The organism is Nocardia sp. NPDC049737 (assembly GCF_040674755.1).
Lineage (GTDB): Bacteria > Actinomycetota > Actinomycetes > Mycobacteriales > Mycobacteriaceae > Nocardia.
In genome coordinates this window covers 146,482-161,271 of record NZ_JBFANH010000022.1, presented here as the reverse complement: position 1 = coordinate 161,271, position 14,790 = coordinate 146,482, and the positions used below count along the sequence as shown (strand labels likewise).

The window sequence follows — 14,790 nt, the reverse complement described above, 5'->3', positions numbered from 1 at the left end:
AAATTCCAAGCGGTCTCCTCGCGGCGAAAACACCCTGACCACAGGGGATTCTGCCAGCCGGACCGATACGGCAAACCTACGGGTTTCGGGATAGCGAAGGTCACCCGCGTCAAACGAGCCACCAACGCCGACAACGGTTTCAGGCACTCGACATCTCGCCCGAGTGCCGATGACCGGTCCGGCGAACTCGTCGGTGCAGCAGCGGCCACCGGCGGGGCCGACGACCCGTGGGCGGTCAACGCGGCGGGGTCCTTCGGCGGGGGATCCGGCACCGAACCGCCGTTCTGACACCACTTGTCGTCGCCAACAGCGGTGCCCGGCGCGGATTTTCACCACTGGGCACCGCTGCGGCATCGACCCGACCCCCTCCATTGCACCGCACAGTATCAGGAGCCGTTGTGATGTCATCCCCCACTGCGATCGCGTTGTTCCCATCCGAGACCGAACTCGCCACCCTGCCCGAGCTGGTCGACACCCAACCCCATCGAGCCCGCGCCGCCATCGCAGCGGTGTTGCAGACCTTGTCCCCCACCGACTGGGCGTTGCTGAGACTCAACCCGCAATCGGTATTGGCACAACTGGTCTCGATCGCGAACCGCCGCCACACCGGCGACGAGGACACCGATCCATACACCAACCTTCACGCCCTCGCCGACGCCGCCGAGGTCCCAATACAAGACGAACTCACCCCATGGATGCGGACCTCGGCCCGGGAACTGGCCGATGAACCGCGTCTACACGCGATCCCGGCCGCGGCCACCGACGCCACGCGCACAACACCGGAAGCGGTCGCTCGTCGCCGTGCCCGCCACACACCCCAACCTGTCGGGGCCGTGGTCCTGCGTCACCGTGCCCGCGACGAACGCAGCGCCGAGCGTCGCCGCCGCGGCGAGGCCGACACCGACGCCTACTTCGCTGACCGTCCGGTGTTGGTGGCCTGACCCTTCTCGTTCTCGCGACGGAGAACAGGAGAAGGGGTCAGGTGGGGGTCCGGGGTGTTCGTCTGGTCGAGCGCCCCGCCTGACTGAAGGGCTACCAGGGTGGTGTGCGCCGCGCTGTCCGGGCCCGCGCCCGTGCGTGCACGAATTCCCCCGGCGCGACGTCAACGCCGTGCCTGCGTGTCGGGTTGTGTGCGCGGGGAATTCGCGCCCACCCGAGGTCGGCGCGTTCCCTCCCCGCGCGTCGCTCATCACCCCGGTCGATCGCCCTTCAGGCGGGTCACCCGACCAGCCGCCCACCCCTCGTGTCGTTGACAAGCGCACGCGATCTTGCGGGGTGGGTTCCGGTTTTCCTCGCGAGACAAGGACATTCGCCATGCCCAGTGCGTTCCACGATGCTCTGCTGTGCCTGCACCACCTGCACCTCGACAACCCCCGCGCCGCACGCGAGCAGTTCCCCGGCGTGCTCGCCCTCGCTACACCGGCCGAGCGTGCCTTCCTCGACGAGCTCGCCGACACCTTCACCCGCTACCCGTTCCAGACGGCGCACAAGCGGCTCGACGCGATGTGGAAAGCCGCCGACCCCGAGCGCCGCGAGCTGATCAACGCCTGCGCACCTGACACCGACCCCGGCCTGTACACCCGGGAGCTGCCCCAGATCGTCGAGGTCTCCTACGCCGCCGCCGAACTCCCGCCCATGCCGGTGCGCAACCGGCCCCGCCCCCTGATCACCCACCGCGTCCCGTCCCGCGCGACCGACGCCGCCCGCAACGCGCGCGACAAGGTCGCCGCCCGCAACCAGGCCCGCCCCATCCCGACGCCGAGCCTGCCCGGCGATCACCGTAGCCACCTGCTGCGGTATGCGATCGCGACCGAGGCGATGATCACCGGGTACGCGACCAGCGCCATGTTCACCGACGGCACCACCATCGCCGACCCCGACGCCGCGCCCGAACCACTCCAGCGCCCGATCAAGGTGCCGGTGCCCGATCCCGACTCCGAGACCGCACGCGCCAAGCGCCAGCGCCGTCGCTATGCCCGCGACCACGACGAAGCCACCCAGGCGTGGGACCGCGTCTATGTCAACTACGTCGCCGGCCAGTACGACGACGAGCACCGCACCGCCTGGAAAACCGAACACGAGGACGAGCACACCGAGCAGACCTCGGACGAGGCCACCCGCGCCTACTTCGACAGCCACGACGACACCACCCCACGCGCACGACGTTCACAGCGAAACCGCTTGGGCGGTACGCCAAGGCGGCGGGGCCCGATCACCGAGGACGAAGCCAAAGCCTTCGCCGACGCACGCACCGGATTGCGGGGCCGTGACGACGCCCGCCCAGAGATCCCCCGCCAAGGCAACGGCCTGGACTACGACGGCGCCGCGATGGTCCCGACGATGGGATGGCGATGCGTGTCCTGCTTCATCGAACGCCCCATGACCGACCAGCGGCCCATCCACATCCGCCACGGACAGCTGGTCTCCGACGACGGGCTCTGCGACTCCTGCCGCGACGACGACCGCCCCGGGATCCCACCCCTGCCCGACCAGTTCACCGCCGAGCAGTTCGTGTTCTCCCGCTGCGAATTCCTCACCGCCGCCTACCCCGCCGCGGCGCATGCCCTGATCGTGGAGGTGTGGCACCGTGCGGCACCGCACCCGATCTGCCGCCACATCACCAAATTCCTCGCCACCCATCCCGAGCTGACCCCGAACCCGGCCAAACCGCTCCAGCTCGCAGTCCAAGTCGCCGAAGCACCGCAGCGTCCCCGCACGGCCGCGCGGAAGGCCAAGGCGACGTTGGGAGCCGGTCAGCGTCACGGCCGCTGCGACGGCTGCACCCACTACACAGTCATCCACCCCGACAATTACTGCCTCACCTGCCGCGTCGACCTCGGTCTCGCGCCCGCTCGATCCCGACGGTCCCAAGCGGCCTGACCCGAGCGCTCGCTGCATTCCCCTGATCACCGGTCCGCCGTAGCTGCCCCGCGCCCACGGCGGACCGGTCCACCACCCCAACCTCCAGGAGCTCTTGTGATGCACCGACCCCCGACCGGCCTACGCCGCTTCACCCGAGCGTTGCGCCAGATGTTCGCACCGCACCACCGTGCCGTCACCATGCGGGTGTTCCTCAACCAGCAGCCTCACTTCCTCTTGCACGGCTACACCCCCGACGCGGCTCTGGTCCTCGCATACACCTACTCCGTCTCCGCCGACAACGCACCAGCCGACGAAGTACTGCTCGAGCGTGCCTTCGCCGCGTTCAACGGATTCCCCGAACACGACGACGACCACACCCACGCCCAAGCGTGGGCCGCCAAACGGTTCCGGTCGCTGGCGGTCGGTGACGTCGTCGCCCTCGACGACCGCTACTACGCCTGCCAGTCCGCCGGGTGGACACGCGTCGCCACACCGCTCACCTGAGCGCTCGCTGTGTCAGCGGCCGAGCCGGGACCGCGCAAACGGTCCCAACCCCTTCCCACCCACTCGACCCCCATCTCTCTCAATCCTCACTTCCCACCAACATTCACCTTCCCCAACTATCCACACACCACACCCACCACCACCACCTACACTCTCAATCCACACCCTCACCTCTCCCCATTTCCACTATCCAGCAAGCAGACCTCTTGCATCGAGGGGGCCTTTCCGGACTATCGCCGGAAACGCGACAACGTCGCGGTCGCCTAGGTGGACTATCGGAACAGTTTCCGCGCGACTCTGTTGCGTCGATTTCAGGTTGTTGATACATCATTTACCCTTCTCCAGCTTCCACAACTGTCACAATTCAATAACGACCAGGGATTTTGTTTGATTTGCCGATAATTAGGTTAATTGCGAGCCTAGCTTTTATCGCGGATGTGGTGCCTGCTGGAGGTATGACCGCGACACTGCATAAAGTCGTCGCAGGAAATGGCTACCAGTATTACCTGCGCAATGTCGCTGCGAATGATGATCCCGCTCGCGGCCGGTCCAGCCTGGCCGACTACTACTCGGTTCATGGGGAGTCGCCGGGGCGTTGGCACGGTAGTGGATTGGCGGCGTTGGGGATCCAACTCGGTGAGGAGGTGACCGAGGATCAGATGAAGTCCCTGTTCGGGTTGGGTCGTCACCCGAACGCCGACGCGATCGAAGCGCACGTGTTCGACGAGCAGATAGATGCGGGCGCGAAAATCAAAGACGCCTCGCGCGCGGCCGATAAAGCATCGAAGTTGGGGCATCCTTTCCGGGTGTATTCCGATGTTACCGAATACCGGAAGCGGTGCGCACAAGCCTACGAGGAACACAATATCGCGAACGGTTCAGGCGTCGATGACGACATTCCCGATGAAATTCGCGCACGAATCCGCACCGAAATCGCAACGGAAATGTTCACCGAACAGTACGACCGCGCACCCTTGGACGCACGTGAATTATCGACTTGGGCGGCACGGAACTCGCGCCCGAAAGCGACCGCGGTCGCGGGTTTCGACATCACCTTCAGTCCCGTCAAGTCCGTCTCCGTGCTCTGGGCGCTGGCACCGAGCGCGGTCTCCGAGAAGATCGAAGCCGCCCACGACGCCGCGGTCGAGGTGGCAGTGCGATGGCTGGAACAGCACGCGATCTTCACCAGGTTGGGTCGCAACGGCGTCCGGCAGGTCGATGTCGAGGGCGTGGTGGCGGCGGTGTTCACCCATCGGGAGAGCCGTGCCGGTGACCCGGACCTGCACACCCACATGCTCATCGCCAACCGTGTCCGCACCCTGGACGGGCAGTGGCGCACCCTTGACGGCGCGATGATCTACCAGAACGTGGTCACCGTCTCCGAGATCTACAACACCAGCCTGGAGCTGTTCCTCGAGGACATGGTGGGTGTGGAGTTCAGCGAACGGCCCGGCCTGGACCCGTCCAAGCGCCCGATCCGCGAAATTGTCGGTATCCCAACCAAGTTGAATGAGTTGTGGTCTGCGCGTGATGCGGCGATCACCAGACATCTCGGACGGCTCACCGTGCAGTTCCAACGCCGCTTCGGGCGCGAACCGCTACCGGTGGAGATGTTTGATTTGATGGACCGCGCCACCCTGCAAACCCGCCCCGACAAACACCTCAAACGCTCCCACGCCCAGCAGCGCAGCGACTGGCGCGCCCAAGCCCTCACGGTGTTGGGTGGCCGGGAAGCGGTGGCGCAGATGGTTTCCGCCGCCCTGAATCCGGTCCGACGGGCGCGGGAGGAGGTCGATGAAGCGTGGATCGCGCGCACCGCCGCGACGGTGATCGAAACAGTGTCAGCGCAGCGTTCGGCCTGGCAACACCACCACATCCGCAGCGAAACCGAACGCCAAATCCGCGGACACATCCGCCTTTCCGAGTGGGAACGCATCACCGACGCCGTCGTCACCGAGGCACTGTCACCGACATCGGTGATCGCACGTGGTGACCCCGACATCTTCGACGAGCCCCGACTACGAGCAGTGCCGGTGATGTTCGCCCGCCGCGACGGCTCCAGCGTGCACACCCGCGCCGGGTCCCAGATCTATACCTCCAAGCAGGTTTTGGGTGTCACGCAACAGTTGATCGACCTCGCGGTCCAACCCGGAGGCCGCCAAATCCCGTCCGCCACCATCGAACAAGCGGTCCACGCATACAACACCACCCACCCCGACAAACAGCTCAACGCCGGACAGATCGCGGCCGTGCACGGGTTCGCGTCCTCCCCGTTGCGGGTGCACACCATCGACGCACCCGCCGGCACCGGCAAGACCACCGCGATGCGGGTGCTCACCGACGCCTGGCACTCCAGCGGTGGCACCGTCCTCGGTCTCGCACCCACCGCGGCAGCGGCAGCAGAGTTGGGTACATCGATCGGTGCGCGGGTGGAGACCGTCGACAAACTCCTCGACGTCCTGGACCGCCACACACCGACACTAGAAAACTCTGCCCGCGACGGGAATCGGCCACCACTATCGCTGCCGCAATGGGTGCTGCAAATCGACTCCGACACGTTGGTGATCATCGACGAACACATCAAAATCGGGAACCTCAAACGCCTGCGCCTACTCCAATTCCTGTCCGGACGGGGCGCGACGATCCGCTGCCTGGGTGACCCGAAACAGTTACCCTCCATCGAGGCCGGTGGCGCCCACACCGACATGAACAACGCCACCGGCAGCGCCGCGCTCACCCTCAGCCACGTCGTGCGCTTCGCCTCTCCTGGCGAAGCGTCGGCGAGTTTGTTATTGCGGGAGGGGGATCCGGCCGCGCTCGGGTTCTACCTCGATCACCGCCGTATCCACTCCGGCTCTGCCGCTTTCACTCATGACGACACCTATACCGGGTGGATCGATGACCACCTGGGCGGTCGCGACAGCATCATGCTCGCGGCCAGCCACGACGTCGTGGGTGAGCTCAACCAGCGCGCTCGCGCGGATCGGATCGCGCGTTCCGGTGCACATATCGGGCCGGAATGCGCCCTCGCTGACGGGCTTTATGCGTCGGTGGGTGACACAATCCTGACCCGACGCAACGACCGACGACTGCGTGTCGGCGATCAGGATTGGGTTCGCAACGGGTATCGGTGGACCGTTTCCGGCGTGCACGACAACGGAAGTTTGACCGTCACGCACCTGCGTTCGGGTCGCGAACGCGGTCACACGGTGACACTTCCCGCGCAATACGTGTCCACGTTTGTGCGTCTCGGGTACGCGACAACGATCGATTCAGCCCAAGGAGTGACCGCGGAAACGTGTCACGTCGCGCTCACTGGATACGAAACTCGCGCGCAGTTGTATGTCGCGATGACCCGCGGCGCGCACACAAACCACGCCTACCTACCAACAACTTTGGACGGCAACGAGACATCGTTTTACAGCGAGCCTGCGGTGTTTCCGCGCACCGCGGTCGAAGTCCTGTTACGTATTTTCGGGCGCGACGGCACACAGAAATCCGCGCACACCGAGCTACGGGACGCACTGAATCCGTTCCGCCGCATCGGCCGCGCGGTCGATATCTACCTCGACGCGATCGGCGTCGCCGCCGAAAACGCCCTCGGCACCGACGGACTCGCCGCACTCGACGCCGCGGCCGAAGCAATGCACAGCGGGCTCACCGACTGCCCCGCCTACCCGATATTGCGGCAACACCTCGCGAGCATCGCGCTCACCGGAGCTGATCCCATCACCGCATTGCACACTGCCGCGTCGGTGCGGGAACTCGACACCGCCGACGATGCTGCCGCCGTGTTGGATTGGCGCCTGGATTCCTCTGCTATGCATTCGTGCGGGGTTGGGCCGCTGCCCTGGACACGGGGACTGCCCCGCGGCCTGGACGAAGACACCGAATCCGGACAGCTGACGGCACGAGCGCGGATCGTCGCCGACCTCGCCACCACGATCCGCGCCGACGCCCGAGACTGGACCGCGGCCACAGCACCGTTCTGGGCGCGCCCCCTCATCGGTAGCGACCCGCAACTGCTCGCCGACCTCGCGGTCTGGCGAGCCTCGCTGCATGTCGATGACCGCGACCTGCGCCCCACCGGACCCGCCCGCCACACCACCCTGGAACGCGAACATCAGCAACTACTCCACGCCCAAGTCATCGACGCCACCGGCGACATCGATCGGCCCGTCACCACATGGTCGCCCGTGATGAAACGACTCGACGAACGCATCACCACCGATCCCTACTGGCCCACCCTGGCCGACAAACTCGACCTCGCCGACCGCGCCGGAATCGACATCCGAACCCGCCTCCGCGTCGCCGCTGCCCTACGCCCCTTGCCCGACGAAATGCCCGCCGCCGCATTGTGGTCACGCCTGGAACTCGAACCCTCCGCGCTCGACGGCGCCAGCGGCGACCGCGATCTGCGCCCGACATGGACCACCGAGTTGCACGACATCCTCGGCACCGACACCGCCGACCGAGTCATCAACGATCCGGCTTGGCCGCGCATCGTCGCGGTCATCGACTGCGCCACCGGCACCGACTGGACACCTTATGAACTGCTCACCACCGCATACGAACTCCTCCAAGCCGCCCAGCCCGACAACACGCAAGTCCTACGACCCGATCAACTCGCCAGCGCACTCGCATGGCGGATCGACGCACTCCTACAACACCAACCCACCAACAACGCCCCTAACGTCGACGCAGTACCTCAGGCGCATGTCGATACCGAATCCGACCGTCCGTCCAACATCACCCCTGGGGACCGTCCGAAAACGCGCTCCCACAGTGGTGATTTCGAGGCCGAGACCGTCCCGGTCGACATCGGTGAGATCGCGGAGTTGTTGCGGACCGGCCAGATCCGTACCGCCGCTGCCGCGTTCCACGAACTGACCGACAACGCCACCGACGAACAATACGCAATCATCGAACGCGTCGCGGAAACCCTGTACCACTACGCATTTCCCATCGCGCTCGCTCGGCTACGCCACGCCGCCGACCAATACCCGGAGCATCGCGCACTCATCGAAGCCTGCACACCGAGCAGCGATCCGCACGTATACCAACCAGCAACCGACCCCGCCGCACCCACATATCGCCGCGACCGGCGCCACGAAGCCGCCCGCGACAACCCCACCCGCACAGGGTCGAGTCGACCCGACACGATCCCGCAGCCGATCGACGAAGACGCCGCAAAAGCGGTCGAGGACTACCTCGATACCCGCGCCGAGGTCGACGACAACCCCTTCGATCAGCCACTCCCCGAAGGAGTTCCCCACAACTACCACCGCGACGTCATCCCCGAATCACAGCCCGATGGCTACGTCCTGGACTACGACCTCGCCGCCATTCCCGACACCCACGGCCTGAGCTGCGTCTGCTGCGGACTCGAACGCGCCCACATCGACATCACGCCGAACTCGTTGCGCCGCAGCGACGACGGACTCTGCAGCGACTGCCGCGACAACAACGAACCCGGAATCCCCCACCACAACCCCACCGACCACATCCGAGCCCGCTGCGACCACATCGCCGCCACCCACCCACCCGAGGCAGCCCGCGCGATACTGCGACGCGACTGGCGCGCCAGCGGCCCCCTCGCCCGCGCGCAAATCACCGCATGGACCACAGCTCATCCCCTCCCCGAACCGGTCACCGCACCCACGCTCGACGCACTCGCAATGCTCAGCGAAACCGAACTCCACCAGAGCATCAACGACCTCTACCAGCGCATCGCACTCGCCGACACCGACGCAATCATCTACAACCCCCACCCGAACCCGCCAGACCCCCACGACGAAGACCCAGTCCGCCATCAGCAAGAAGCCCGCCAAGCCATCCACAACGCCCACACCAGCATCCGCGAATTCGAAGACGCCGAACGCGCTGTCCGCGCCCTCGCCACCCAACTCAACAGCGCCAGAACCACACTCGCAAACACACCCGTCTACCGCCGTAGCCAACGCCGCGCCCTGAACGCCCAGATCACGAGCCTTGAAACCGAACGACGACGCCGCACCCACCTGAGGGATTCCGCACGCACCACCGCCCGCCACGCCCAACGTCGCGCTCTACAGATCGCCGGCCCCGCCGAAGAATGGGAACACATCCTGACCGCCGACACTCGGCCTGCCCCCGCATCCACCACCCCACCGCCAGCCAACATGGACTCGGCCGAACAAGCCCACACCGCCCGCATCGCCGACTTCGAACAACAACTCGAACAGTTGCTAACCGAACAACACCGACGCACCCAACTGAACCCCACCGAAGCCGCCAGCGAACAACAACTACGCCAACAACTCAGCGCCCCCGAGCACGACGCATTCGACAGCTTCGACGACGCTGTCGAACTCAGCGAGCCACAGCGCGGCTACGATCTCGAGCTGTAACCGCGGATATCACGAAGCCGCGTCGGCCACCGTGAAACATCGGCGCCAAGTCTTCAGCCGGAAGCGTTGCGCAGAGCACACCGTGCTGGCAGCGTGGTATGTCCTCAGCGACAGTTCCTCTTCCGCCACAAGTGTTGTTACAACCTCGCTCACTCATCTCCAATCTGCGGCAGCACTTCCGTATCGTCCTCGTCGCCCCACCAGCGCACCGGCCGTAGTGGCAACGATGATGGCGGTCGGATCACTTCATCCTCGACCAGCTCGCCGTCCCACGAATCATGACGCGGCATCCGTCCCGCTCGGTGTCGCCCTGAGTGACCGTCCGAATCCCAGTAGGCACCAACCCGGTAACTCAGCACCGCCGTGAAGATCACCGAGGTAGGCCCGAGGAGCCAAACGAGTGATGCCGTCATTCAGGAGCCGTCCTCGATCAGCAGCAGATACGCCGCCTCGAGATGCACAATGCACTCGTCCGGATGATCAAAACGGTGGATGCGCCGCAGCTCTCGAGCGCGTTCAACCGTCAACTCCAGCAAGGACACCTGGCACATGAATTCAGCCAGCTTGCTATCTGCATGGACAAATGTTCTGTGCGGCAATGGGTCTGGGGGCGGCATTACTCTTCCCACAGCTCGGCGCAGGGAAGTGCAGGCAGATCGTCGGTGACGTTGTCGTCGACGGTGATTCGCAGCTTCAACTCCGAGTAGCCGTTGCCCATCAACGCGTCAGCCACGTTCTGCGCTTGCTCGGCCGAGGCCTGGTAATCCAGCTTCAACGCGCCGGACTCGATGTGAATGTGCCGGATGCGGCGCGGTGGGTTTGCCGGGCGCATGGTGGATCACAACCCTGGCGGCAGGCGTCGGCCAGATTCGATCTCGGCCGCGAAAACGTCATAGGCCGCACACAACTCGCACACCTGGTAAGCCTCCGGCAGTTCGTCCAGGTCCGATGCCTTCGCGACCAACCTCTCCCACAAATCGGCCATCCGGGCAGCGATCATTCCGACCGACTCCGTATGCATAACGCCGTTCGGCGCGCTTCCGGCACGAGGTATCACCGGCCGCACGCGCAACTTGTCCTTCCGACGCTGCAACTGCCGGTCGGCCACCGACTCGTCGATGACCATGATCAGCATCTCGATATCCGACCTCGCCGAGACAAGCTCTGCGGCAGCTTCTTTCAACTGTTCGGCAGCTGCACCCGTCTGGCTGAGCACGTCGAGCGCCAACCGGTACTGGCGTTGGCATTCAACAAACTCTCCAGCCGGATCGAGGATGTCAGTCGCCGTTACCGGCACCATGCCCACGAAAGCAGCGAGGACCATCTCGCTCGACGGAAGCGGCTCAATTGGAGCCCACTCCGGGATTTCGACACCGGACTCCGAGTCGCTGGTGCCAGACGGGCGATCCTCTGATCCGCCCTGTTCGGGCAGTGGGTTCATCCGGCTCACCGCTGATGCGTCGTGGACGGCACCAAGCGGCCGGCCTCAGCGAGAGCCTGGAGTGCGGCAGCCTTGCGCGGGCAGCACATTGCGCGACAGGCAATGTGGAACTGCACGACAAGGTGGGCTCGGTCGACGCTGAACGGAATCTCAGGCGCGGAGTGGGTTTCCTCCTCGGTCATCGCGATTGTCTGGTGCATGGCCAGGGTGTGCATGTCGGACCTCGGTTCGTAGCGGGATTGGAGATGCACCCGGCACCGAGGGCTCGTAGCCACCGGTCTGCCAGCCTCTCCGGCGACCGGTGCGCCTGCCCGGGGGGCTGAAGGCGTCGTCCCGGTGCCGGGTGCGGTCCCGACCGTAAGGTGGTTTTTGGCCGTTGACCGGCGCAAATAGGCGAAACCTCTAAAATATTCGGAAAACCGTATATGGTGCCGTCAGGGACGAAAACCCTTGACCGGCAACGGGTCCCGAGCGTTTAGCCGATCTTGCAAATGTACGTTCATTTAAGAGCGGAGACAGCAGGATGCACATGACAACCGGCGAGGTCATCCGCCGAGTTCGTAAATCACTCGGGATGACCCAAACCGAGCTGGGAGCCATCCTCGGCTACACCCAGCCCGTTATTTCGCAGCTTGAACACGATGGTGCCGCCGTGCACGACGTACGGGTCCTGCGACGAATTGCCAAGGCGCTTCACGTTCCGCTTGCCATACTGGTAGTGGAGTCGGACGAGGAGGCAGACGTGAATCGTCGCAATTTCCTACGAGCCAGCGCATTCGGCGCCGGAACCGCCACGACTGTCGGTGCCACAGGACAAGCCGTTGCAGCAGCTTCATCCACAGGAACCATCCATGTCGGTGCCGCCGATATCGCTGAGATCAACACCAGTACAAACCAGATCCATGAGCTTGATCTGCTCGTTGGCGGTGATCGGCTGTGTCGCCTCGCTGCCAACGAAGTTCGGTACGTCGAGCAGCTGCTGAGTGCCGCCAGCTACAGCGAGGCCATCGGTCGTCAGCTCACCAGTGCCGCCGCCGAGATGATGACGGCTGCCGGATGGGTTCATTACGACGCTGGCCGCTTGGACCAAGCACGACGCTACTACGCGGAAGCGGCACAGACCGCAGCTGCGGCAGGTGACGGGCTCGCGGCATCCCATGCCCTGCTCAACGCCAGTATGCAGAGCTTCCAAGGTGGCTTCGGCCCGTCGAAACCCTCGAGGGAGGCGCGTCCCAGAGACGGGGTCAATCTGGCCGACGCCGCGCAAACCGCCGCGCGTCGCGACGGTGGGCCGAGAGTGCGCGCCTTGGGTGCTATCTACGAAGCAGGCGCCCACAGTGCGACGGGCGACGCAAGCGCGATGACGAATGCCATCAGCCGAGCGCACCGTGCCTACGAATCGGGTCGTGGTCACGATCCGGACTGGGTGTATCTGCCACCAGCGGCCCTGGCCGGCATGACCGGCTGGTCGTACATGCGGATCGGTGACCATCGCACCGCGACGGCCTATTTGCAAGAGGCAGTCGACGGCACGACGTCATGGCCACGGGAGAATGTCGGGTGGCGTATCAAGTTGGCCGAGAACCACATTCAAGGCGGTGAGATCGCAGACGGCTGCCAGATCCTGATCGACCACTTCGACCAGATCAACAGTGTCGCGTCGACGCGACTGCAGTCCACTATCGACAGCGTCGTGCAGGAGATTCATCCGCATGCGACGGTGCCGGAGGTTCGTGAGCTTCTCGGGCTGGCGGCCAGCCGCTGACCTTTCAGGACTATCAAGGGCGGGGGTCACGGTCCGCCAGTGGACTGTCACTGCCGCCGTCCCATTGCCTTGCCGATGAGCACCCGAGCCGCTTCACCAACGACCGCTTGGTTCAGCAGCGTCTGGAAAACCTGCTCGTACAGCACCAGTTCCCGCGGTTGCGTGATAGTCAGCTCAGCCGAGATCGTTTCGACGTGGGCCACCTTGCGGTCGAAGATGGCGAAGTTCGTTGTCGGCACCTGGTAGTCGGACATCGCCGGGATGATGCTCACCACCACGTTCGGCAGACGCATCACACTGAGCAAGTGGTCGAGCTGGTCGATCATCACGTCGTCCGAGCCGACGGTGGTGTAGAGAACTTGTTCGGCGAGAACGAAATTGAAGCGGTGGTTGCCGTGCCGAAGGACTTGCTGCCGTTCCAGCCGAGCAGTGATGCCGTCGTCAACGGGTTCGTCGTGAGCGTAGAACGCAGCGACCTTGGTGAGCATGGCGCGCATGTAATCCGGGGTTTGAAGCAGGCCCGGCATGATGACCGGCTCGAACCAGCGCGTCAGCCGCGTGTCCTCTTCCAAGGTGTGCAGTTGTTGCTGCTTGCGCCGGATGCCAGCGATTCGTTTCCACTCGACGTAGGCGGCTTCGACGTTGCGCAGGGTGGCGATCAGATCGGGTATCTGCTCTCTGGCTTTGCAGTGGCGGCACCAGATACGAATGTCGGCTTCGGTCGGCGCCTGCTTGCCGCTCTCGATCTTCGAAACTTTGGAGGAGTGCCACCCCGCCAGCTCGGCCAGCTGGACGCCAGAGAGGCCCGCGTCTTTGCGTAGCTCCCGAAGACGGAAGCCTAATGCCTCTCTGGCATCACGAACGCTGGAGCTGGTCACTTGGCAGCAGCGTAGTCGCTTCCCACATAGTCAGCGTGCGGGATGCCGAGACCCCACACCTTGTCGCGAATGGCCACGAGGTGAGCCGCGATCACCGGATCTTCGGTGACGGCGAACCCGCCGAAGTCACCATCGTCTTTGAAGGTGACGAACACGACCAGCCGGTCATCGAACAACCAGTAGTCATCACTGGTCAGCTCAGCTGGGTCGATCAGGGGCCGCGGGAGCCACTTGATCTCTTCACCCGCTTCGATGTTCAGCGGGGCGATGGTGAGGCCGAACCGGGTGTAGTCCACGTGCGGCACGCTGACCAGCCGCACCCGGTGCACTTGCTTGCCGAGACTGGTGACGTCGCGGATCAGGTCATCCCACGAACGGCACCATTCGTAGTCGTCGGGTTCTCCGGCGAGGAACTTGCGGAATGGCTCGTGCTCATCGGCGACGAGGTATTCGTCCTGAGTTTCCAGGTGGAAGGCCCGCTTCCACGCACCGGTGCGGAAGAGGTCGACAAAGTCCTCGCCCTGGATCAGCTTCATACGGGCCGGATTTCCTTTCCGATCGGCACTTCGATGGCTGTTTCGTGATCGGGCAACTCCATCCGTTGCAGGGCTTCCAGGTCCGTTACGGGGGTGCCGCTGAGCGTGAACGTTCCGCGCCCGGTATCCGTGAGCGACGTCCCCAGGCAGGTGCCGGTCTCCAGGAAGCCCAGCAGCATGTGCGGGATCTCGATCACGGAGCCGTCCGGTCCGGTACGCCATCCCTGGATGACATACGTTCCCTGATCGGACGCGAAAAGCGTTGGGCACGTTCCGTTCTGACTGCCAACACCGAGGCATCGTAAACGCATGGCGACCGTCCTTGATCTGATGATGCGCGAATTTGCTCGAACGTCGTCATCGTGGCTCGTCACGGGGCGGCCGGTCAATGGTCCAGGCATGCCCGAAGCAAATC

11 protein-coding genes and 1 pseudogene are annotated in these 14,790 nt (G+C 64.6%); 6 read left to right on the top strand and 6 right to left on the bottom strand.

Annotated features, from left to right (window positions below; translation table 11 throughout):
- The 5 genes and pseudogenes from AB0J47_RS27685 to mobF form a co-directional block, all read left to right on the top strand.
- A pseudogene (locus AB0J47_RS27685) lies at nt 1-288 on the top strand (hypothetical protein); the annotation flags it as partial.
- Nucleotides 289-401: 113 nt separating this feature from the next.
- Entirely contained in the window at nt 402-941 is a 540-nt protein-coding gene (locus AB0J47_RS27680) for a hypothetical protein (RefSeq protein ID WP_364352038.1), read from the top strand.
- A gap of 373 nt (nt 942-1,314) precedes the next feature.
- Nucleotides 1,315-2,880 carry a hypothetical protein gene (locus AB0J47_RS27675; protein ID WP_364352035.1) on the top strand — a complete coding sequence of 522 codons (1,566 nt, stop codon included), beginning with the start codon at nt 1,315-1,317 and terminating at the stop codon, nt 2,878-2,880.
- A gap of 99 nt (nt 2,881-2,979) precedes the next feature.
- Nucleotides 2,980-3,366, top strand: coding sequence for a hypothetical protein (locus AB0J47_RS27670; protein ID WP_364352032.1), 387 nt, complete (start codon nt 2,980-2,982; stop codon nt 3,364-3,366).
- A 383-nt stretch (nt 3,367-3,749) separates the two neighbouring features.
- Entirely contained in the window at nt 3,750-9,755 is a 6,006-nt protein-coding gene (gene mobF / locus AB0J47_RS27665) for a MobF family relaxase (RefSeq protein WP_364352029.1), read from the top strand.
- Between the two features lie 413 nt (nt 9,756-10,168).
- On the opposite strand, the gene AB0J47_RS27660 is transcribed toward mobF, so the two are convergent.
- The 3 genes from AB0J47_RS27660 to AB0J47_RS27650 all read right to left on the bottom strand — a co-directional run bounded on the left by AB0J47_RS27660 (nt 10,169) and on the right by AB0J47_RS27650 (nt 11,196).
- Nucleotides 10,169-10,297, bottom strand: a complete 129-nt coding sequence (locus AB0J47_RS27660) for a hypothetical protein (RefSeq protein WP_364352026.1) — start codon at nt 10,295-10,297, stop codon at nt 10,169-10,171.
- A 74-nt stretch (nt 10,298-10,371) separates the two neighbouring features.
- Entirely contained in the window at nt 10,372-10,587 is a 216-nt protein-coding gene (locus AB0J47_RS27655; RefSeq protein ID WP_364352023.1) for a hypothetical protein, read from the bottom strand.
- A 6-nt stretch (nt 10,588-10,593) separates the two neighbouring features.
- Nucleotides 10,594-11,196: a hypothetical protein gene (locus tag AB0J47_RS27650; protein WP_364352020.1), complete on the bottom strand. Its 603-nt coding sequence runs from the start codon at nt 11,194-11,196 to the stop codon at nt 10,594-10,596.
- A gap of 529 nt (nt 11,197-11,725) precedes the next feature.
- Between AB0J47_RS27650 and AB0J47_RS27645 the strand changes: the two genes are divergently transcribed.
- The gene (locus AB0J47_RS27645; RefSeq protein WP_364352017.1) at nt 11,726-12,961 is read left to right on the top strand and encodes a helix-turn-helix transcriptional regulator; all 1,236 of its coding nucleotides are present in this window, start codon (nt 11,726-11,728) and stop codon (nt 12,959-12,961) included.
- 47 nt (nt 12,962-13,008) lie between these two features.
- Here the strand turns inward: AB0J47_RS27645 and AB0J47_RS27640 are convergent, their stop codons facing one another.
- The 3 genes from AB0J47_RS27640 to AB0J47_RS27630 are packed head-to-tail and all read right to left on the bottom strand — an operon-like array spanning nt 13,009 to nt 14,572.
- The gene (locus AB0J47_RS27640; protein ID WP_364352014.1) at nt 13,009-13,839 is read right to left on the bottom strand and encodes a helix-turn-helix transcriptional regulator; all 831 of its coding nucleotides are present in this window, start codon (nt 13,837-13,839) and stop codon (nt 13,009-13,011) included.
- Complete coding sequence (locus AB0J47_RS27635; RefSeq protein ID WP_364352011.1) at nt 13,836-14,375, bottom strand: DUF6879 family protein; 540 nt, start codon at nt 14,373-14,375, stop codon at nt 13,836-13,838. The genes AB0J47_RS27640 and AB0J47_RS27635 overlap by 4 nt, the downstream gene beginning before the upstream one ends.
- Nucleotides 14,372-14,572, bottom strand: a complete 201-nt coding sequence (locus AB0J47_RS27630; RefSeq protein ID WP_364352008.1) for a hypothetical protein — start codon at nt 14,570-14,572, stop codon at nt 14,372-14,374. The genes AB0J47_RS27635 and AB0J47_RS27630 overlap by 4 nt, the downstream gene beginning before the upstream one ends.
- Between the last annotated feature and the right edge of the window lie 218 nt (nt 14,573-14,790).

Excerpts from the sequence above, each read along its gene's own strand:
- AB0J47_RS27645 (WP_364352017.1), top strand. The coding sequence starts at position 11,726 with ATGACAACCGGCGAGGTCATCCGCCGAGTTCGTAAATCACTCGGGATG.
- AB0J47_RS27635 (WP_364352011.1), bottom strand. The coding sequence starts at position 14,375 with ATGAAGCTGATCCAGGGCGAGGACTTTGTCGACCTCTTCCGCACCGGT.
- AB0J47_RS27670 (WP_364352032.1), top strand. The coding sequence starts at position 2,980 with ATGCACCGACCCCCGACCGGCCTACGCCGCTTCACCCGAGCGTTGCGC.
- AB0J47_RS27655 (WP_364352023.1), bottom strand. The coding sequence starts at position 10,587 with ATGCGCCCGGCAAACCCACCGCGCCGCATCCGGCACATTCACATCGAG.
- AB0J47_RS27650 (WP_364352020.1), bottom strand. The coding sequence starts at position 11,196 with ATGAACCCACTGCCCGAACAGGGCGGATCAGAGGATCGCCCGTCTGGC.
- AB0J47_RS27675 (WP_364352035.1), top strand. The coding sequence starts at position 1,315 with ATGCCCAGTGCGTTCCACGATGCTCTGCTGTGCCTGCACCACCTGCAC.
- AB0J47_RS27680 (WP_364352038.1), top strand. The coding sequence starts at position 402 with ATGTCATCCCCCACTGCGATCGCGTTGTTCCCATCCGAGACCGAACTC.